Genomic DNA, 19,971 nt, shown 5'->3' with positions numbered 1-19,971 from the left:
CGGCACGCTGTGGAGTGCGGGATCAACCGGCTCAAGCGCAACCGCGCCGTGGCCACACGGTTCGACAAACTCGCAGTCCGCTACGAGGCAACCGTGCACATCGCCGCGATCAACGAGTGGCTACGCCATTGAAACAGGCGGCTAGCCGTGGCGGCGGACGAAGGCGTCGATCAGCTGCTGGCGCTCGGCCGTCGTCGCCCGCTCCAGCTCTACCGTGTCGCCGTCGATCGTCACCTTGATCTTGTGTTTGCCCGCCTGGCGGCCCAGCCACTCGCGCAACGTCTCGACCAGCCCGGGGAACACGCCGCCCGCCGCGCTGAACGCCACCATCAACGAGCCGATCGTCACCGGGTCCGCGGCCTTCGCGCCCGGGGGGAGCTCGCCCGGCACCGGCTGCACGTCCACGTCCAGCCCGCCCAGCTCGGCGCGCAGGCGGCGGGCGAGCAGGTCGAACTCTTCGGCGTCCGCCTCGCCGTCCGCTTCGAGCCGGACCAGGGCCCGGGTGTCCGATTCGGTCATGCGCGCCATGGTCCGCCCGGAACGCGCGGGTGGCAAGCGGCCGATCAGGCGCGGATCTCGTTGAGGTAGTTGTAGATCGTGTAGCGGGTGACGTCGAGGCGGCCGGCCAGGTGGTCGACCGCGTCCTTGATGAGGAAATAACCGGCTTCGTCGAGCTCCCGCACCACGGCCGCCTTGTGGCGCTTCTTCATCAGGTCCACCGGGATGCCCGCCTTCGTCACCGCCCGGTCCACGAGGAACCGCTGCAGGCTGTCGACGTCCGGTGGGAAAGTCTCCGGCTCGCCGTTGCCGCCCGGCGCCGCGGCCTCCTCGACGCTGTTGACGCACAGGCAGCCGACCGCGACCCCGTCGGCGTCCCGCAGGAACAGCGTCGAGGAGCGGATCGGGCGGCCGTCCGGGCCGTGGGTGCGGTAGTTCGTCAGGTCCTGGGTGGTGCCGCGGCGGACCAGGCCGAGCAGCAGGTCGGTCATCGGGCCGCCGACGCTGCGGCCGGTGAGGTCGCCGGCGATGGCGATGATCGAGTCCGGCAGCCGGCTCAGGTCGTGCAGCAGGACTTCGTTGCCCGGGCCGAGCATCGCCGCGAGACCCGGGATGGCCGGCACCAGCGCGGTGAGCACGTCGTGCGTGGTCGCCCCCGCGGCCGGGACCACCAGGGGTTCGCGCGGCCGCGTCAACGTCTCCAGCGCGGACCGGAGCAGGTCCGCGGCCGCCGCCGGGGTCGAGGCGTGCGGTGACAGCCGGACGTGCTCGGGGCGCACGGTCGCCGCGATCCCGGCGTTCACCAGCGCCGCGCCGACCTGCTCGGCGGGGTGGCCGGGCAGGGTGAACGCCAGGATCCCCGCGCGGCGGTCGACCGCCGAGACGACTTCGGCGCCGCAGGCGGCCAGGACCTCTTCGAAGGAGGCCAGCCGCTCGGCGATCCGCGCCGCGATGGCGCCGACACCGGCCTCCTCGACCAGCTCGAGGGCCTCGGCGAACGCGCCGGAGGTGATCGGGCTGAGGTTGGAGATCGACCAGGCCTGGGCGGTCGCGTCCGGCGGGTGGATCTCGTCGTCGAACAGGCCCGGGTCGCGCGCGCCGGTCCAGCCCGACAGCACCGGGTCCATCCGGTCCAGCGCGCGGTCGGACAGCACCGCGAAGCCGGTCCCCCAGCCCGCACGCAGCCACTTCTGCCCGCCGACGACCAGGACGTCGGCGACCTCCCACGGCTCGTCGACGACGCCGAAGCCCTGGATGCCGTCGACGACCAGCAGCCGGTCGCCGACGACCTCGCGCAGCGCGGCGAGGTCGGCACGGTAGCCGGTGCGGAAGTCGACCGCGCTGACGCTGACCGTCGTGATCTCCGGCGTCAGCGCCGCCGCGACCCGCTCGGGCGTCACGTACCCGCTGGTCAGCCGCCGCACGCGCAGCCGCCCGGCCTGCTCGGCCCGAGCCCACGGGTAGGTGTTGGCCGGGAACTCCGAAGCCGACACGAGCACCTCGCCGGTGCTGTGGAACGCGGCCTGGAACAGGCCGAGGCTGGTGTTGGGCAGCAGCACGGTGTGGTCGGTGTCCGAGCCGGACAGCCGCGCGGCGGCGGCCTTGGCCCGGACCTCCTGCCGCATCAGCTCGTCCACAGTGGACGGACCGGCCGTGGTGGCCTGGTCGAGCAGGGCGGCCGTCGTGTCGAGCACCGCGTGCGAGGGCGGGCCGAACCGGGCGAAGTCGAGGTAGCCGGCGGGCTCGTCGAACTGGAGCAGGTAGCGGGGCGAAATCCTCCTCACGCGAGGATCCTCGCCAGGAACTGCCGGGTGCGGTCGTGCTTCGGCGCGCTCAGGACCTCCGAGGGCGGCCCGGTCTCGACGACGGCGCCGTCGGCCAGGAACACCACCTCGTCGGCCGCCTCCGCGGCGAAGCTCATCTCGTGCGTCACGACGACCATCGTCATCCCCTCCCCCGCCAACGTACTCATGACTTCCAGCACTTCACCGACCAGCTCCGGGTCGAGGGCCGACGTCGGCTCGTCGAACAGCATCAGCTTCGGCTTCATCGCCAGCGACCGCGCGATCGCCACGCGCTGCTGCTGGCCGCCGGACAGCTGCGCCGGGTAGGCGTCGGCGCGGTGCGCCAGCCCGACCCGGTCGAGCAGCTCGAGGCCCTGCTTCCGGGCGTCTTCGGCACGCAGCCCGAGGACCCGGATCGGTCCTTCGACGACGTTCTCCAGGGCCGTCCGGTGCGCGAAGAGGTTGAACCGCTGGAACACCATGCCGATGTCACGCCGCTGGCGCGCCACCTCGCGTTCGCGCAGCTCGTACAGCTTCCCGCCGCGCTGCCGGAAGCCGATCGGCTCGCCGTCGACCCAGATCTGGCCGGCGTCGATGGTCTCGAGGTGGTTGATGCAGCGCAGGAACGTGCTCTTGCCGGCGCCGGACGGGCCGAGCAGGCAGACGACCTGTCCCTTGTGGACGTCCAGGTCGATGCCGCCGAGGACTTCGGTGTGGCCGTAGGACTTCCGGACGCCGACGGCGCGCAGCAGGGGTTCAGACACGGGCACTCCTCACCAGCGGCACGCCGCGCAGCGCCTTGCCCGCGCGGGCGAGCGGGCCGCGGTCGGCCTGGCCGAAGGCGCGTTCCAGGTAGTGCTGGCCGACGCCGGCGACGGTCACCACGACCATGTACCAGACGGCCGCGGCCAGCAGCGTCTCCATCACCAGGAGGTTGTTGGACGAGATGTTGTTGGCCGCGTGGATCAGCTCGGTCACGCCGATCACCGACGCCATCGACGTGCCCTTGAGCATGTTGATGAAGTCGTTGCCGGTCGGCGGGATGATCACGCGCATGGCCTGCGGCAGCACGACCCGGCGCAGCGTCGCGGCCGGCGTCATGCCGATCGACTTCGCCGCCTCGGTCTGGCCGCTGTCGACGCTGTTCAGGCCGGCCCGGACGATTTCGGCCATGTACGCGCTTTCGTTGAGCGCCAGGCCGAGGAACGCGGCGGTGAACGCGCTGATCAGGACGTTCGTCTGCTCGTGGACGAGGAACGGGATGTCGATGACCGGGAAGACGAGCGCCAGGTTGTACCAGAGCAGGATCTGCAGCAGCACCGGAAGCCCGCGGAAGATCCAGATGTACCCGGCGGCGAACCACCGGGCGACCGGGTTGGCGCTGCGGCGCAGCAGGGCGATGACGATGCCGAGCACGATCGCGACGGCCTGGGACAGCACGGCGAGGACGACGGTGTTGAGCAAGCCGGTCGCCATCACCTTGTAGAAGACGAAGTCCGGGACCTGGTTCCACTCGATCTGCGCGTTGCCGAGGGCGAGGCCCAGCAGGACGAGCAGCGCGATGATGATCGCGGCGGCGACCCAGCGGCCCCAATGGCGGAGCCGGACGATCGGGAGCGGTTCAGGAGCCGCCATTGATGGCAGCCTCCTTGATCGCGCCCTGCTCGACGCCCCAGGCCTGCAGGATCTTGCCGTAGGTGCCGTCGGCGATCAGGGCCTGGAGCGCCTTCTGCACGGAGTCGCGCAGCGCGGTGTTGGCCTTGTTGACGCCGATGCCGTACGGGCCGCCGTCGATCGGCTCGCCGGGGACGACCTCGAAGAACTTGCCGTCACCGGCCGTCCGCGAGATGTAGACGGCGCTGGGGAGGTCGTTGAGGATCGCCTGCACGCGGCCGGTGCGCAGCTGGTTCTGGTTCTGGTTGTCGCTGTCGGTCGCGGTGACGTTCACGGCGGGCTTCCCGGCCTGCGTGCACTTCGTGCTCTGCTCGGCGGCGAACTTCTGGTGGCTGGTGCCCTGCACGACGGCGACGTTCTTGCCGCAGAGGGTGTCCGGGCCGGTGATGCCGTCGGGGTTGCCCTTGCGGATCATGATCGTGATGCCGGACGTGAAGTAGTCGACGAAGTCGATCTGCTGCTGGCGGGCCTTGGTGTCGTTCATGCCGGCCATGGTGAGGTCGATGCGGCCGGACTGGAGGCTGGTGATGAGCGAGCCGAACGCCATGTCCTGGTGCGTGACGGCGACGCCGAGCTTGGCCGCGATGGCCTTCGCGAGGTCGACCTCGTAGCCGATCGGGGTCTTGCCGTCGGCGGCGTAGAAGTTGTTCGGCGCGGACTGCAGGTTCGAGGCCAGGTGCAGGCCGGCCTGCTTGACGGTGTCCGGGAGAGCGGCGTTGAGCTGGGCGTCCTTCTGCACGCCCTGGACGATCGCCGCGGTGTCCGGGATGCCGGACGCGGGTGCGCCGGCGGCCTGCGACGTCCCGCCCGCGCCGTCCGGGCCGCCACCACAAGCCGTCACCAGCACGGCGACGCTCGCCAGCAACACCGCCTGCACGGTACGAGAACGGGACATAACGGACCTCCACTGTTCGGCTGGCTGGCACGCTACAACTCGTTGTTGAAGAGGTCAACTGTCTGTTGAAATCCTGGCCGGTGCTAGCTTCGCGGACATGAGCCTGCGGATCGGCATCCTGGGGGCGGCTCGCATCGCGCCCGCGGCCTTGGTCAAGCCTGCTTCTGCCGTTTCCCCGGTGTCGGTGACCGCGGTCGCGGCTCGGTCCCCGGAACGCGCGCAAGCGTTTGCGTCCAGGCACGGGATTCCCCGGGTGTTCGCTTCGTACGAGGATCTCCTGGCCGATCCGGACATCGACGCGGTGTACAACCCGCTGCCGAACGGCCTGCACGGCCGCTGGACGCGAGCGGCCCTGGAGGCGGGGAAGCACGTCCTGTGCGAGAAGCCGTTCACGGCGAACGCGGCCGAGGCCCGGGAGATCGCCGAGCTGGCTTCGGCGTCGGACCGGGTGGTGATGGAGGCGTTCCACTACCGGTACCACCCGCTGGCGCTGCGGGTGGAGGAGATCGTGGCCGCGGGCGAGCTGGGTCCGCTGCAGCGGGTCGAGACGGCGGTGTGTTTTCCCCTGCCGAAGTTCTCGGACATCCGCTACGACTACGGACTGGCGGGCGGGGCCACGATGGACGCGGGCTGCTACGCGGTCCACATGGCACGCCTGTTCGGCGGCGAGACGCCGACGGTGGTGTCGGCCACGGCCCGGCTGCGGTCGCCGCAGGTGGACCGCGCGATGACGGCGGAGCTGGCGTACCCCTCGGGCCACACGGGCCGGATCAAGTGCTCGATGTGGTCGTCATCGGTGCTGAAGATCAGCGCTTCGGTGACCGGGTCCCGTGGGTCGATCCGGGTGGTCAACCCGCTGATGCCCCAGGCGTACCACCGTTTCACGGTGGAGATCGACGGGGTGAAGCGCACGGAGAAGTTCCCCCGCCGGGCAACGTACGCGTACCAGCTGGACGCCTTCGCGGCGGCGGTGCTGGAGGGCGCCCCGGTGAAGACCTCGGCGGCGGACGCGGTGGCGACGATGACGGTGATCGACGAGATCTACCGGGCGGCCGGCTTGCCGCTGCGCAAGCCGAGCTGAGCCCGGACCTCTCCGAGCGCGAAGCCCAGGAGGTTGAGCCCCCGCCACGTACGCGGGTTCCCGGTGCTCGGATCGTCCGCCGCCAGGCCGATGCCCCACACCCGGTCCACCGGGCTCGCCTCCACGAGCACGCGTTCGCCGGTTCCGGCCAAGAAGCGCCCCAGCTCCGGATGCTGGGCGAACTTCGCCGCGTTCCCCTCGACCACGATCCGGTACCGGTGGGCGACCCACGTTTCCTCGTCGAAGCGACGTACCCGGCGACCGAAATCCTTGGCCTGCTTGGGGTGCACCGCCGTGAGCACCTGGGCGGCCACCTCGTCGTCGCCGAAGAGCTTCGCCTTGCGCCACATCATGTAGTGCTCGGCCGTCGCGTAGCGGACCTCGTCGATCTCGAACGGCGCCGGCCACCACTGGCTGAAACACCCCGCGCCCACCCCGCCGCCGCGGGGTGGCCGGTGCCCCCAGAAGTACACGTACTTGAACCGCCGGCCCGCGTCGAGCGCGCGGGTCAGCTCTTCGACACTCCGGGGTTGGCGAACCATGCCACCAGTTTCACGCACGAACCGGCCGCCCCGCACCCGAAATAGCGCGAGACGGCCGGCACGCTCCTACGCGGCCACGTAGTTGCCGCTCAAAATCAACAGCACCTGAACCGTGATCCCGGTCCCGTAGTAATCCGTCGCATCGGGCGACCAGGACGAGACCGCCGTCCACAGCTTGTCCAGCCAGGCCTGGCTACCCGGGTCCGTCATCGCCGCCACCGCGAACGGTGCCGTGAAGCACGGGTGCTGCCCGCTTTCCGTCTTCGACCCCGACAGCGAATACCCGCTCTGGATCTTCGCCGGGTCCCCGCCCGTCGCCGACTTGATCCACGCGTTCATCTTGCGGACCTGGCCCGCCGCCGCGCTTCCGGAGGCCGAGATCGCGTCCGCACCCAGGCGCCACGGGTCGCGGCAGGCGTTCCAGCTGTACTTGCCGTCGTACGGCCCCTCCAGGAAGTTCGACGGCGCCGGCTTGGGCGTCGAGTTCGTGTTGACCACGAAGTCCGGCAGCAGTCCCGTGTTCGGCGCGTACGACGACTGCAGCTGGGTCACCGCCGTCTCCGAACGGGTGCGGACCGACGTCCAGAAGCTGTCCCCGGTCGCCGCCGCGAAGGCTCGGAGGTGGCCCGGCATCCAGTCCGACGAACGGGAGCTGTTCTTGTACTCCGCGTCGTTGCCCCAGTCGCCCAGCAACGTGAACTTCGTGGTGCCGTTGACCTCGCTCTTCTTGATCGCGTTGATGATCCGGACGGCTTCGGCCTTGTAGTTCACCGCGCCGCCGCTGCCCCACTTCTTGTCCGCGATCAGCAGGCCGTAGGCGATTTCGAGGTCGCCGTCGGTGGCCGAATCGCTGCCGTTGACGCTCTTGCAGTTCGAGTCCTGCTCGGCCGCGTGGAGGTCCTTGTTGTTGACCGACGGGTGCGCTCTCACGAACTTCAGGATCCCGTCGACGATCGCGCGTGCCTGCGGGTCCTTATCCGCCATCATCGCCGAGATCGTCATGCCGTACCCCTCGCCCTCGGCGACGAAGGAGTGGTCGGCGTCCTTGGACAGCACCGCGTACGTGCCGCTGCCGCACTTGGTGGTCAGGAAGTTCTTCTTCCAGAAGTCGTAGTACTTCTGCAGGGCCGCGTCCTGCGTGGCCTGTGACACCGACGGCCGCAGCGTTCCCGGCACGTACGGCGTGCCGGCCGCGGACGCGGACGTGGGCACGCTCAGCAGCCCCGCGGCCAGCGCGGCCGAAACCACCGCCGCCCGGACGACTCTCTTCATGGCTCCTCCGTTAAGACATCGTTGGCTGCGGCGAGGTGGTTCGAAGCGTGACAGAAGGTTCAAGACCAGGTCAAGAGTGTTAGGAAACTTTCCTTACTATTACCCTGAGTGGATCCGCACGCGCCCACCCCACCCGGACGGACTAGCGTGGACGTCATGACGATCGACCTCGACGGCCGCGGGCCGGACTTCCGCGCGTTCTGGACCGAGCGCCACCTGGCCACGCTGACCACGGTCCGGCCGGACGGCACCCCGCACGTCGTCGCGGTCGGCGTCACCGTCGACTTCGAGGCCGGCCTCGCCCGGGTGATCACCTTCGCCCCGTCGGTCAAGGCCCGGCTCGTGCGCGCCGCGGGCGCGGACGGGATCCCGGTCGCGGTCTGCCAGCTCGACGGCCCGCGATGGTCCACTTTGGAGGGACGCGCGGTGCTGCGCGAGGACCCGGAATCGGTGCGCGACGCCGAAAACCGGTACGCCGCCCGCTACCGGCAGCCCAAGCCGAACCCGCAGCGGGTGGTCATCGAGATCACCGTCACCCGCGTGCTCGGCAACGCCTGATCCGCGGACTTCGCAGCGAACCCGAACCCAGCTCTAACCGCCGTCCGCGCGGGAGTGCACCAGCCGGGCGTACTCCGCGAGCAGCTCCGTCAGCTCGCCGTGCTCCCCCGCCGACGCCAGCTGCTGGTGCCCCACCAGCATCGCCATCCCGAGTGACGTCAGCGTCCGGGCCAGCGCCCGGTCGCCGACGATCCCCTCGACCGCCTTGCCGACCGTCCGCAGCCGGGCGTCGTCGACGCGCTTCTGCACCGCGCGCACGGTTTCGTCGTTCCGCGCCCACGCGCGGATGGCGGCCTCGGCCTCGTGCGGCAGCCCGAGGGTGAGGTCCATCAGCGCCGCGAAGTCGGCCGCCGGGCCGCCGGTGCCGAAATTGCGCTCGCGCAGGATGCGCACCTGGCGGTGCTCCCAGTGGTCCAGCAGCTGCGCCACGAAGCCCGGCCAGCCGCCGAAGTGGTGGTAGAACGACCCGCTCGTGACGCCGAGGCCGCGGCACAGCGCGCCGACGTTCAGCTCGGTGAACCCGTGCCGCGCCAGCACGTCCAGCGCGGCCTCGAAGTACCGGTGCCGGGTGACCGGCGGCATCAGACGTTCCGGTCCCGGTCCCGCCAGTAGGGTTCCCGCAGCGAACGCTTGAGGATCTTGCCGGTGGCGTTGCGCGGCAACGCGGCCACGACGTCGACGCTGCGCGGGCACTTGTAGTGGGCCAGCCGCTCACGGCAGAACTCCACGATCTTCTCGGCGTCGAGCTGTTCGCCGGCCACGACGGCCTTGACCTGCTCGCCCCAGCGGTCGTCCGGGATGCCGATCACGGCCACCTCGGCGACGCCGGGGAACTCCGCCACCACGCGCTCGACCTCGGGCGAGTAGACGTTCTCGCCGCCGGTGATGATCATGTCCTTGACGCGGTCCTCGAGGAACAGGAACCCGCCGTCGTCCAGGCGCCCGACGTCGCCGGTGCGGACCCAGCCGTCCACAATGGTCTCCGCGGTCGCTTCGGGCTTGCCGAGGTAGCCCGCCATCCGCTGTTCGGTGCGCACCCACACCTCGCCGACTTCGGCGTCCTCGGCCGTGACCGGGTCGACGATCCGGAGGTCCACTCCGGACAGTGCGGTACCCGCCGAAGCCAGCCGTTCGGGGCGGGACGCGTCGCGGTGCGCCTCCGGGTCGAGGGCGGTGACCGCTCCGGACAGCTCGGTCATGCCGTAGACCTGCGCGAACTTGACCTCCGGCCAAGCCGCGAGCACTGTGCGCAGTAACGGGAGCGGCATCGGCGAGGCGCCGTAGCAGAGGTACTTCAGCCGCGAGAACGCCTGGAGCGCGGCCTCGCCGGCCTGGGCGATCCCGGCCACGACGGCGGGCACCAGGAAGGCGTGCGTGATCCCGGCCTGCAGCGCCGCGAACAGCGACGCGGCGTCCGGCTCGCGGGTCAGGTACGACGGTTCGCCGTACAGGAAACCGGAGACCGCGTAGCAGCTGCCGCCGACGTGGAACAGCGGCATCGCGACCAGGTTGACGTCGCCCGGGCCGATCGGGAACGCGGTCCCGGCGGCCAGGCCGTGCGCGAGGACGCTGCGGTGGGTCAGCACCGCGCCCTTCGGGAAGCCGGTGGTGCCGCTGGTGTACATGACGAGCACGCCGTCGTCGGTGCCGACGTCGCTGCCGGCGTGCGGCGCGGCGGAAGTCAGGAAGGCCTCGTACTCGTCGGCGTCCCCGCCGACGACGACCACCCGTTCCACCGCGGGCAGCCGGTCGCGGATCGCGTCGAGGGCGGGCCGCAGTTCGGCGCCGACGAGGACGACCTTCGCACCCGCGTCCGCCAGGACGTAGGCGAGTTCGTCGCCGGACAGCCGCCAGTTCACGACGGCGTTGGCCGCACCGAGCCCGGCTGCCGCGAAGGTCGTCTCCAGGCAGGCGGGGTGGTTCTTGTCGACGAACGCGACCCGGTCGCCCCGGGCGACGCCGGCCGCCGCGAGGGCGCCGGACAGCCGCCGGACCCGCTCGTCGAACTCCGCCCAGGTCCACGTCCGGTCGCCGAAGATCAGCGCCGGGTCCGAGGGACGCTCGCGCGCCCAATGCGCCAGGAGCTCGCCGAACAACCGGACCCGGGGGCGGACGTCTTCGGGCATGGGAGCCCCCTTCGGGCCGGCGCTGGACCATAGACCGGTCTATGGTGCGCCGCGGCGCGGCGGGCGTCAATACCGGTCAGCGGGACCTTTTTTGACCGTGATGTCGGAATATCACATGCTGTACATGATGTATGACGACGGCGATCGAGGAGGCTTCGGATGGCGAGCACCCGGCGTGGGTTCCTGAAGGCCGCGGGCGCGGCGGGCGGGCTGCTGGCCGCGGGCGCGGTGTTCGGCCCGGCGAGCGCGCACGCGGACCCCGGCGACCCGTGGGCGCGCGTACCGGCGATCCTCGGCCGGATCAGGCCGCCGGTGTTCCCGGACCGCGTCTTCGACATCCGGTCCTACGGCGCGGTCGGCGACAACACGACCGACTGCACCCCGGCGTTCCATGCGGCGATCGCCGCGTGCCACGCCGCCGGGGGCGGGCGCGTGCTGGTCCCCGCGGGGAAGTTCCGCACGGGCAAGATCCACCTCCGGTCCCGGGTGGAGCTGCACGTGCTCGGCACGATCCGCTTCCGCAGCGACGCCGCGTCCTACCTGCCGGTGGTGTTCACGCGCTGGCAGGGCATCGAGTGTCACAACTACTCGCCGTTCCTCTACGCGATCGACGAGACCGACGTCGCCGTCACCGGCTCCGGCACGATCGACGGCAACGCCGCGGCCGGACCCTGGTTCGACTTCGACGGCAAGCGCGGCCCGGACTGGGACCGGCTCCAGCAGCAGGCGGCCGACGGCGTACCGGTGGCGCAGCGGGTGTTCGGCGACAAGCACTTCCTCAAGCCGAACCTGATCCAGTTCTACCGGTGCCGCAACGTCCTGGTCGAGGGCGTCGCGCTGCGCAACCCGGCGATGTGGACGGTGCACCCGGTGCTGTGCCGCAACGTGACGGTCCGGAACGTGACGGTCTACTCCCGCGGCGCGATGGTCGACGGCGTCGACCCGGAGAGCTGCGCGGACGTGCACATCCACGGCTGTTCCTTCGACACCGGCGACGACGGCACGGTGATCAAGTCCGGCCGCGACACCGACGGCCGCCGCATCGGCGTGCCGAGCGAGGACATCGTCATCGAGGACAACGACTACTTCGGCCGCTGGGGCGCGATCACCGTCGGCAGCGAGATGTCCGGCGGCGTCCGCAACGTTTTCGCGCAGGACAACCGGATCCACGCCGGGTCGTCGTACAAGTCGTTCTACGGCGTGTACGTCAAGACGAACCCGCGGCGCGGAGGCGTGGTCTCGGACATCCACGTCCGGCGCCTGACCGGCGGCCCGGTCGACCGCGGCGCGATTTACGTCGACATGAACTACAGCCTCACCGGCCCGGGCTACGGCCCGATCGTCCAGCCGGTGATCCGCGACCTCGACCTGCGCGACCTCCACCTCGACGACTCCCCGTTCGCGCTGAAGATCAGCGGCGCCGCGGAGAGCCCGCTGACGGGGTTCCGCTTGGCGGACAGCACGTTCACGAGGATCGACACGCCGGCGCCGCAGATCACGAACGCGCGGGACGTGACCCTCTCGAACGTGACGGTGAACGGAAAGCCGGTCTAGGTGGTAGGCGCCCGGTTTGGCGTGGCGGGTGGCGGGAAGCCGGTCTAGGCGAACAGCGCGAGCAGGCCCTCGGCCGACCGCACCACCACGTGCGCCGCGGTTCGTTCGGCGTGGGGGCGGTCCGGGCGCTCGGCCTCGTGCCGCCAGCGCCGGAGGGCGTCCAGGCCGGACTCGTAGATCTCGTTCGGATCCGCGTCCGGTTCCAGGCCCAGCCGGTCGGCCGGCGCCGTGCCCTGGGCGCCCAGCAGCCGGACCGCTTCCTCGGCGGGCTCCCCCGACAACGCCGTGCGGCCGCCGCGGATGTCGGCGATCAGGCGCAGTTCCCTGAAATCGTGTGCGGCCGCGGCGAACCGCTCCACCCGGGACACCAGCCGGTCGCCGCCCGGGCGGGGCTGCGCGGCCAGCAGGGCCTCCAGCCGGATGATCGCCGTGCGGGCCCGCAGTGCCTCGGCTCGCGCCACGAAACACCCGGCCAGGGTGTCGCGCAATTCGCCCAACCCGCTGCGGCGCACCAGCTCCGCCGAGAGCTTGACGCGGTCGTCGCAGCCGGTGCGGATCAGGGTGAGGGCCAGCCGGACGCCGAACATGCCGAACCGCACCACCAGCGACCGGCGCGTCTCGACCGGGATCGGGCCCGGGAACGCCGGATCGGTGAACGAATCCACCGACAGCACGTGCCGTTCCAGCTCCTCGCGCGGCACCGCGGCGAACGCGGCCAGCAAGTCGAACTCGTCGTCGCGCAACGAGCGGCCGCCGTACGCGAGCTGCCCGGCGACGGCGATCACGCCCAGGAACCCGGTGCACAGCGGGTCTTCCCGCCACGCGCGCCGCGCGAGCTGCTTCGCGGTGAGCAGCGCGTCGATCCGGCCCGCGCCGACCTCGTCGGCCCGTGACAGCACCAACACCGAGTTCACCGCGCTCTGCCGCGCGAACGGCGAGCCGCCCGGCGGGTGCGCCGCCGCGAGCTCGTCCGGCTCGAGGTGGCGGACCAGCCGGACCGTCGCGTCCGGGACGTCGTCGGCCGGGCCGGGGTCGTCGAGCAGCACCAGGTCGCGCAGCGCGCGCGTCGGCCATTCGCCCAGCGCGGCGGCGAGCGTCGTCTTCCCCGACGACGGCGCGCCCGTGAACGCGACGCGCAGCGGCTGCTCCAGCCGGTCGAGGCAGTCGTGCAGCAGCGCTGACGCCCGCGGGTCGTCCCGGTAGAGCCCGGCCGCGGCGTGCAGCAGGTCGCGGACGTCCTGGGTCACGCCGAGAGCTCCCGCCGCGGCTGCCGTCCGGCGATCGTGCCGAGCTCGCCCGCGCGCTGGTGCAGCCCGGCGAGCCGGTCGATCTCGCGGCGGATGTGCCCGGTCCGCCGTTCGCGCTCGGCGGTGCCGGCCAGGATCGTCTCGCGTTCGCGCGTCAGCTCGTCGGCGAGTTCCTCGGCCAGGCCGGTGAAGTGGTCGCGCAGGCGCCGCTGGACGACGCGGATCGCGTCGCGGCATTCCTTGCCGAACCGCAGGAAGACGTCGTCGACGTGCCGCTGCGCCGCCTGCTTGGCGACGGCCTGCCGCCGCTGCAGCCGCATCCCGCCCTCGTCCTTGATCGTCTTCGCGGCGAACGCGGCACCGGCGCCGAGCGAGACCGGGTTGATCAGCGGCAGCCCGGCGAGGCTGGTGACCAGGCCGAACATCAGCACGCCGCCGTAGGACCCGCGCAGGCCGGTGAACGCCTGCTGGCCGATCTTGAACTTCTCGATCTTCGGGCGGCCGACCTCGTCGAGGTGCTCCACGCCGGAGCCGTCGAGCCGCAGGTCGGGCAGAGCCCGGTCGTACTGGGCGCCGAAGCACGCCGCGACCGCTTGCGCGATCCACTCCGCCCGGTCGGCCAGCCACGCGTAGTTGACGTCGACCGCCTCGGCCAGCGCGTTGTCCAGCCAGGGCGCGAATTCGTCCCACACCTTCGCCGGGTCGCCTTCGTCGAAGGTCCGGTCGATCGTGGAGACGATCTTGCGCGTCCGCTCGCGCAGGTCGTACTCGGCGTCGGACAGCAGATCGGTGATTTCGTCGGACAGCAGGTTCTGCCACCGGGTGTTCTGCCGGCGCAGGTCGTCCGCGCGGCGCTGGGCCCGCTGCAGCAGCGCGGCCTGGCCGAGCCCGGCCTCCTGCCCCGCGGCGTCGATGCGGTCGCGCAGCGACTCCACCAGCTCGGCGGCCGCGGCGCGCACCCCGACGGCGGCGAGCAGCGCGCGCGACTGCTCGGGCGGGCGCGCGGCCTGCTCGGCGATCCAAGCCAGCAGCTCGGGGAAACCCGAGCGGGCGTTGAGTTCCGCGTCACCGGTTTTCGCGGCGGCTTGGCGCACCACGGCCGAAACGGGCAACACGGGCGCGTCGATCCCGGCCTCGCCGAGCATCGCGCGATTGCGTTCGGCGACCGCGCGCCACCCGGGACTGGCGTCGATCTTCGTGAGCGCCAGCACGACGTGCGGGCACCACGTGCGGACGTGCCGCGCCAGCGCGAGCTCGGCAGCCGTCAGCGGCGCTGTCGCGTCGGAGACGAGGATCACCGCGTCGGCTTCGGCGAGCATGTCGAGCGCGGCGGCGGTGCGCGGTGACCGCGGGTCACCGACCGGCGGGGTGTCGACCAGGACGAGGCCGGCCGAGAGGAGTTCGCGGGGCACGCCGACCTCGACGCGGCTGAGCGTGCCGGCGGGCCGGGCGCCGAGTTCGCCGGTGAGCCGTTCGACCGCGACGGGGATCCGTTCGCGGGACCGGCCGACCAGGGTGGCGGCGGGTTCGGGTGAGTAGGCGATTTCGGTGGGGACGGCGGGGGTCGCGGCGTCGCCGACCGCGCACACCGGCGCGTTCAGCACGGCGTTGAGCAGGTACCCCTTGCCCTGTTTGGGAAAACCGAGCACGCCGAGCCGGGTCTGCCCGGGCGGGGCGTCCCGGCGTCTGCGCAGGCGCTCGGCGAGATCGGCGCGGCCGTGCGTGCGGCACGCGTCCAGCGTCTCGTTGAGCACTTCGAGCCAAGCCGGTGCGGTCACGATGGTCGAGTGTCCCCGGTTCACTCCCCGTACGCACACCGGGTGCCCGTCCCGCGGCTGCACCCAGACCGCGGGACGGGCACCGGTGACCGGTTCGGGGATCAGTGCCCGAGGTGGAGGTCGTTGCCCGAGGCGATGTCGCCGAGGTGCAGGTTGCCCAGCGCGTTGTGGCTGATGTCGGAGACGTCGGACACGACGTCGTGGACGGCCGTGGCGTTGCCGGAAGCCAGCTCGCCGACGTTGCCGACCGGGTTGTGGTCGACGTTGATGCCGGTGGCGGAGGTCACGGTGTTGGTGACGTCACCGAGGCCGTGGACGGCGTTGGTGACCTCGCCGGTGACGTGCTTGACGTCGACGTCGCCCGCGCCCTTGAGGATGCCGGAGAAGTCGCCGACGTTGCCGAGCGAGCCGGTCACGTGGTCGACCGTGCCGGTGACGGCGCCGGTCGCGAGGCCGGTGACGTCGTGCGCCTGGTAATCGACGTGGGCGCCGAGGTCCTTGACGTCGTAGACGGCCGAGCCGGCGGCCGAAACGGCCTGCGGCACCACGCCGGTGTTCGGGTCGGTCAGGTAGGCCGGGGCCGCGGTCAGGTTCGCCAGGGCCTGCGAGTCCAGGCCGTGGGCCAGGTCGCCGCCGAGTACGGCACCGGTCACGTTGCCGGCCAGCGCGGTCGCGTTGGCGGCGTTGGTCACCTCGTTGACGACCGGCAGGGCGCCGACGCCGCCGACGGCGGGCAGGTCGCCCACGGCCGGGAGCTCGCCGACACCCAGGTCGCCGACGCCCGGCAGGCCCGCGGTGGCCGGCAGGCCGAGGCCCGCGGTGAGGGCGGTGAGCTGGTCGATCGCGCCCTGGATGCCCGGGGCGTCGGTGCCGACCGGGGACAGGTCGCCGACGACGGGGAGGCCGCCCACGGCCGGGAGGCTGTCGACCGGCACGTAGTCGAGCACCAGCGGCAGGACCTCGTGCACGTCGGCGGCGCTGACGTCGCCGAGACCGGCGGCAGCGAGGGCGCCCTGCGGGTCCGTCCCGAAGGCCGCCAGCGCGGTCGGGTCGTTGAGCAGGTTCAGGGCGAAGTCGTGCAAGGTCTGCACGGATTCCATGGAAGTTCTCCTGGTCCGGTGGTTCGGGGGACGGCAGCGACCGCAGGGACCGCTGCTCCGTGATCAAGGTAGGGAGACCGTCCCCCAGCGCACATCGGGGATCACTCCGAGTCGCAGTCCGGTCAGCCGATAGGGGATCGATATGTCATCGTTAGGGAGTTAGGGGCTCATCCGAGACGCGCTCAGTTGGGTTAAATCCCTCCAGACCCTTGCCTGACTAACCCGTTTGGGTGAGGATGCCCCGAACCCTAGGGGGATTCCCTGCCCCCGATCGGCCGCCACGAGGTGAGGAGGAAAGCGCCGTTGCCCTACGTCCTCGGGATCGATGTGGCCCAGGGCCGGACCCACGCCGCGACCTGCCGCCGACAGGGCCCCGGCTGGGGCGAGCCCGAACCCCTCTGGCTGGGTGAGCGATCCCCGGCCGCAGCGTCCGCGCTGTTCCTCGACGACGAGGGGTACCTGCTCACCGGCGACGCCGCCGCGCAGGCGGGCGCCCAGGTCCCGTCCCGGCTGCTCACCGGCTTCCACCGGCGGATCGGCGACGACGTGCCGATGCTCGTCGAAGGCGAGCCATTCCCGCCCGAGACGCTGACCACCGTGCTCGTCGAAGGGATCGCCGAGCACGCCGCGAACCTGTTCGGCGGCCCTCCGCAGCACCTGGTGCTGACCCACCCCGGTGACTGGGGCGGCTACCGCCGTGACGTGCTGCGCCGGGCGCTGGCCGACTCCGGGTTCACCGCGGTGACGCTGGTCCCCGGCTCGGTCGCCGCCCTCGGCGCGCACCTGCCCCTCCCCGGGCCCGGTGCCCAGGTCGCCGGGGTCTGCGAGTTCGGCACCGACGGCGTGAACGTGACGCTCGCGACCGCGAGCGGCGCCAGTGGCTGGCAGCCCGGCCAGAGCGCCGAAGGCGTGGCCCCGGCGGCCGCGCTGAGCACACTGTTCGCGCTCGCCGGAGCGGCCTCGACGTCCCCCAAGGGGCTCGCCGGGGTGGTGTTCTGCGGCGACGTCCCCCCGCACGCGCTGCCGGCCCGGCCGCCGTGCCCGGTGTTCGCGGGACCGGTTCCGCCGGCGACCGCCGCCCTCGGCGCGGCCGCCCTCGCGGCCCTGCGCGCCGACCACCGCGGCACCCCGCAGGAACCCCCCGCCGTCGAAACCACCTTGCTCCCCAAGGTGGACACGCTCGGTGAGCTCGGCGAGCGGCCGCCCCGGCCGCCGGTCGAGATCACGCCGTTCGAGCTGCCCGAGCGCACCGGCCCGCTCAGCCTGTTCAAACGGCGGCGGCCCCTCGCGGCCGCGGTCCTGGTGCTCGCCGCGGCGGTCTCGGCCGTCGTGATCACCGTCACCGCCCGCGAAGCCACCGCCGGCCCCTCTCCGTCCCCCACCCATTGCGTCCCCGCCGGGGAAGGTCACTGTTGAACACTCTGCTCACGCAGGTTCCCCCGCCGCACACCGTTCCGGTGCACCCGGCGGCGCGGCAGCTGCTCGACCGCGTCGCCGCCGAACCGGCCGCTCCCCTGCGCCTCGCCGTCGTCGCCCCCGGCGGGTACGGCAAGAGCGTGCTGCTCACCGCGCTCGACCGCCGCTACCGCGAGGCCGGCGTCGAAGCGGTGCTGGTCGACGACGCCGACCGGCTCGGCCCGGACCAGCTCGAAGAACTGCTCGCCGGCGCGGACGGCCCGATCGTCGTCGCGCACCGGCCGGCCGCGGTGGCGCCCGGCTGGACGCTGCTGCAGCTCGGCCCGCTCGGCGTCGAAGACGTGGCGCGGCTGATGTCCGCGATGACGGGTGCGCCCGCCGACCCCGCGGCCGCCGCCGAGCTGCACGCGCGCAGCGGCGGGGTGCCGCGGCTGGCCGAACGCGCGCTGCGGGGGCGGCTGGAGGAATTCCGACCCGAGCTCGACGAGCTCGACGACGACGTCCTCCGCTACCTGATCGCGGCCGAAGCCGGCGCCGGGCGCAACCTGGACCTGCTGTGCGCGCTGCTCGACCGGCGTCCCGACCAGCTGCCCGCCATCGTCGAGGGCGCCCGCGCCACCGGCCTGCTGGCGCCCGACGACACGCTGCTGCCGCTGGCCGCGGCCGCCGTCCGCGACTTCGGGCCGCCCGCGCGCCGGCTCACGACGGTGCAGCGGCTGGTCGAACTGCAGCTCGCGAACGGCCTCCCGGTGCTCGACCTGGCCCGTTCCCTGCTCGGCACGGGCAGCTCGGGAGCGTCCGCGGCGGCCGCGTTCGCTGCGGCAGCAGGGGAAGCGCTGCCGTCCGACGCCCGCTTGGCGACGCAGTTGTTCGAGGCCGCTGCCGAAGCGGGCGACCGCTCGGCGGCCGTCACGGCGGGCTGGGCGCGCGCGGCCGCGTTGTCCGGCGACCTCGACACGGCGTTGCGGCTCGGCGACGGGATGCTCGGCGCGGCCGACGCGGAAACCCGGGCCGCGGGCGCGGAAATCGCGGCGACCGTGCTGGCGCACCGCGGCGAACTGGCCCGCAGCGCCGAGCTGTACCACTGGGCGGGCCGTGCCGACGCGTTCTCGGCGACGGCCCTGGTCGGCACCGGCGACCTCGAGGGCGCCCGGCGGCTGCTCGACTCCCCCACGCCGGGCGTCGCGCCGACGCTGTTCGCCGGCGCGGCCACCCGGATGGCCCGCGGCATCGTGGATTCGGTGTCCGGCTGCGCGACGGAGACGTTGTCGACGCTGCTGGGCGCGGCCGCGATGCTGGAGCCCGCGCTGGGTGGCACGCTGCTGCCGGACAGCCCGGCGGCGCTGGCCGCGCTGGTCGCCCTGCACACGGGCGAGCTGGCGCTGGCGGAGTCCGTGCTGAGCCGGGCGCTGGACGGCGGCACCGGCGGCGACCTCCTGGCCGCGCGCCACCGGTTGCTGCTCGGCTGGGTCGCGATGACGGCGGGCGACCTGGCGACGGCGGCCGAACACCGCGACGCCGTCGCGGGCCGTTCGTTGGAGGCGCGCGACGAGCTCTTCTTCGCCACGCTGGAACTCGGCCTGGCGCGCCGGGCGAGCGACCTCGTGGGCCTGCAGCGGTCGTGGAACCGGGCGTACCAAGCGTCCATGCGGCAGCAGACGGACCTGTTCACGTTGCTGCCGCTGGGCGAGCTGGCGATCGCGGCGGCCCGCACCGGCGCGTTCGCCAAGCTGTCCGGCCAGTTCGAGCGCGCCCACAGCCTCCTGGCCCGACTGGGCGAACCTCCATTGTGGACGGTATCCCTGGTCTGGCACGAGCTGCACGCGGCGATCACCCTGGAGGACGCGGACGCGGTCAAGGCCCACCTGGCGACGCTGACCACCCACGCCCACTGCGGCCGCCACCCCCGCGCCCTGGCCACGGCGGCCCAGGGCTGGCTGGCGGTCCTCGGCGGAAGTTTCGACCCGGACGCCATCACGGCGGCGGCGGCCGAGCTGCACGACCTGGACCTCCGCTGGGACGCGGCCCGCTTGGCCGGCCAGGCGGCGATCCGCACGTCCGACCGCAAGGCGATGGTCCAGCTCCTCGAGGCGGCCCGCCAGTTCCAGGGAACGGCGGCCCGCCGCGACCCGGGAGCATCATCGGAACCGGCGGCGGGGACGGGCCTGGCGGCGTTGAGCGAGCGCGAGCTGGAGGTGGCCCGCCTGGTCGTCGAGGGGCTGACGTACAAGCAGGCGGGCAGCAAGCTGTTCATTTCGGGCAAGACGGTGGAGCACCACATGGCCCGGATCCGCGGCAAGCTCGGGGCGGCGGACCGGCGGGAGCTGCTGGCGACGCTGCGGGAGCTGCTGTCCCGCCCGGACGCGTCTTAGTTCGTCGCGTCCGGCGGATCACCGGCGCTGATAGGGGCACGGCCACCAGCTCGGTAGATCTCGTCGTAACGTGG

17 protein-coding genes are annotated in these 19,971 nt (G+C 72.4%); 5 read left to right on the top strand and 12 right to left on the bottom strand.

Annotated elements, in window-relative coordinates; all coding sequences use genetic code 11:
* Nucleotides 1-141: 141 nt before the first annotated feature.
* The 5 genes from ACWDN5_RS12330 to ACWDN5_RS12310 are packed head-to-tail and all read right to left on the bottom strand — an operon-like array spanning nucleotide 142 to nucleotide 4,851.
* Nucleotides 142-519 (bottom strand): effector-associated constant component EACC1, encoded by a 378-nt coding sequence (locus ACWDN5_RS12330; RefSeq protein ID WP_310976026.1) that lies wholly within the window; start codon nucleotides 517-519, stop codon nucleotides 142-144.
* 44 nt (nucleotides 520-563) lie between these two features.
* Complete coding sequence (locus tag ACWDN5_RS12325; protein ID WP_449676298.1) at nucleotides 564-2,282, bottom strand: aminotransferase class V-fold PLP-dependent enzyme; 1,719 nt, start codon at nucleotides 2,280-2,282, stop codon at nucleotides 564-566.
* Nucleotides 2,279-3,046, bottom strand: coding sequence for an amino acid ABC transporter ATP-binding protein (locus tag ACWDN5_RS12320; protein ID WP_310976024.1), 768 nt, complete (start codon nucleotides 3,044-3,046; stop codon nucleotides 2,279-2,281). The genes ACWDN5_RS12325 and ACWDN5_RS12320 overlap by 4 nt, the downstream gene beginning before the upstream one ends.
* Nucleotides 3,039-3,917 carry an amino acid ABC transporter permease gene (locus ACWDN5_RS12315; protein WP_310976023.1) on the bottom strand — a complete coding sequence of 293 codons (879 nt, stop codon included), beginning with the start codon at nucleotides 3,915-3,917 and terminating at the stop codon, nucleotides 3,039-3,041. The genes ACWDN5_RS12320 and ACWDN5_RS12315 overlap by 8 nt, the downstream gene beginning before the upstream one ends.
* The gene (locus ACWDN5_RS12310) at nucleotides 3,904-4,851 is read right to left on the bottom strand and encodes an ABC transporter substrate-binding protein (protein WP_310976022.1); all 948 of its coding nucleotides are present in this window, start codon (nucleotides 4,849-4,851) and stop codon (nucleotides 3,904-3,906) included. The genes ACWDN5_RS12315 and ACWDN5_RS12310 overlap by 14 nt, the downstream gene beginning before the upstream one ends.
* Nucleotides 4,852-4,948: 97 nt before the next feature.
* Here ACWDN5_RS12310 and ACWDN5_RS12305 point away from each other — a divergent pair, with 97 nt between their 5' ends.
* Nucleotides 4,949-5,932, top strand: a complete 984-nt coding sequence (locus ACWDN5_RS12305) for a Gfo/Idh/MocA family protein (protein ID WP_449676297.1) — start codon at nucleotides 4,949-4,951, stop codon at nucleotides 5,930-5,932.
* On the opposite strand, the gene ACWDN5_RS12300 is transcribed toward ACWDN5_RS12305, so the two are convergent.
* Both ACWDN5_RS12300 and ACWDN5_RS12295 read right to left on the bottom strand, forming a co-directional pair.
* On the bottom strand, nucleotides 5,893-6,474 hold the full coding sequence (locus tag ACWDN5_RS12300) for an NADAR family protein (RefSeq protein ID WP_449676295.1): 582 nt from the start codon (nucleotides 6,472-6,474) through the stop codon (nucleotides 5,893-5,895). The two genes, ACWDN5_RS12305 and ACWDN5_RS12300, sit on opposite strands and share 40 nt — an antisense overlap.
* Before the next feature lie 66 nt (nucleotides 6,475-6,540).
* Complete coding sequence (locus tag ACWDN5_RS12295; protein ID WP_449676294.1) at nucleotides 6,541-7,746, bottom strand: glycosyl hydrolase family 8; 1,206 nt, start codon at nucleotides 7,744-7,746, stop codon at nucleotides 6,541-6,543.
* A 156-nt stretch (nucleotides 7,747-7,902) separates the two neighbouring features.
* Here ACWDN5_RS12295 and ACWDN5_RS12290 point away from each other — a divergent pair, with 156 nt between their 5' ends.
* Entirely contained in the window at nucleotides 7,903-8,304 is a 402-nt protein-coding gene (locus tag ACWDN5_RS12290; RefSeq protein WP_310976018.1) for a PPOX class F420-dependent oxidoreductase, read from the top strand.
* Nucleotides 8,305-8,337: 33 nt separating this feature from the next.
* On the opposite strand, the gene ACWDN5_RS12285 is transcribed toward ACWDN5_RS12290, so the two are convergent.
* Both ACWDN5_RS12285 and ACWDN5_RS12280 read right to left on the bottom strand, forming a co-directional pair.
* Entirely contained in the window at nucleotides 8,338-8,886 is a 549-nt protein-coding gene (locus ACWDN5_RS12285) for a TetR/AcrR family transcriptional regulator (protein WP_449676292.1), read from the bottom strand.
* The gene (locus ACWDN5_RS12280) at nucleotides 8,886-10,430 is read right to left on the bottom strand and encodes a long-chain-fatty-acid--CoA ligase (protein WP_449676291.1); all 1,545 of its coding nucleotides are present in this window, start codon (nucleotides 10,428-10,430) and stop codon (nucleotides 8,886-8,888) included. Before ACWDN5_RS12280 ends, ACWDN5_RS12285 begins: the two co-directional genes overlap by 1 nt.
* A gap of 159 nt (nucleotides 10,431-10,589) precedes the next feature.
* Here ACWDN5_RS12280 and ACWDN5_RS12275 point away from each other — a divergent pair, with 159 nt between their 5' ends.
* Nucleotides 10,590-11,984, top strand: a complete 1,395-nt coding sequence (locus tag ACWDN5_RS12275; protein ID WP_449676290.1) for a glycoside hydrolase family 28 protein — start codon at nucleotides 10,590-10,592, stop codon at nucleotides 11,982-11,984.
* Between the two features lie 44 nt (nucleotides 11,985-12,028).
* Here the strand turns inward: ACWDN5_RS12275 and ACWDN5_RS12270 are convergent, their stop codons facing one another.
* From ACWDN5_RS12270 to ACWDN5_RS12260, 3 genes are all read right to left on the bottom strand, one after another.
* Nucleotides 12,029-13,231, bottom strand: a complete 1,203-nt coding sequence (locus ACWDN5_RS12270; RefSeq protein ID WP_310976014.1) for a GTPase — start codon at nucleotides 13,229-13,231, stop codon at nucleotides 12,029-12,031.
* Nucleotides 13,228-15,009, bottom strand: coding sequence for an isoniazid inducible protein IniA (locus ACWDN5_RS12265; protein WP_310976013.1), 1,782 nt, complete (start codon nucleotides 15,007-15,009; stop codon nucleotides 13,228-13,230). The genes ACWDN5_RS12270 and ACWDN5_RS12265 overlap by 4 nt, the downstream gene beginning before the upstream one ends.
* Nucleotides 15,010-15,110: 101 nt before the next feature.
* Complete coding sequence (locus tag ACWDN5_RS12260; protein ID WP_310976012.1) at nucleotides 15,111-16,109, bottom strand: IniB N-terminal domain-containing protein; 999 nt, start codon at nucleotides 16,107-16,109, stop codon at nucleotides 15,111-15,113.
* A gap of 303 nt (nucleotides 16,110-16,412) precedes the next feature.
* On the opposite strand from ACWDN5_RS12260, the gene ACWDN5_RS12255 reads away from it, so the two are divergent.
* Together ACWDN5_RS12255 and ACWDN5_RS12250 are read left to right on the top strand one after the other, a co-directional pair.
* Nucleotides 16,413-17,525: an Hsp70 family protein gene (locus ACWDN5_RS12255; protein ID WP_310976011.1), complete on the top strand. Its 1,113-nt coding sequence runs from the start codon at nucleotides 16,413-16,415 to the stop codon at nucleotides 17,523-17,525.
* Nucleotides 17,522-19,897, top strand: coding sequence for a LuxR C-terminal-related transcriptional regulator (locus ACWDN5_RS12250; RefSeq protein ID WP_449676288.1), 2,376 nt, complete (start codon nucleotides 17,522-17,524; stop codon nucleotides 19,895-19,897). The genes ACWDN5_RS12255 and ACWDN5_RS12250 overlap by 4 nt, the downstream gene beginning before the upstream one ends.
* Nucleotides 19,898-19,971 lie beyond the last annotated feature (74 nt).

Source organism: Amycolatopsis sp. NPDC003731 (assembly GCF_053586895.1).
The sequence above is the reverse complement of the archived record's forward strand: the minus strand, read 5'-3'. Positions and strand labels throughout refer to the sequence as shown.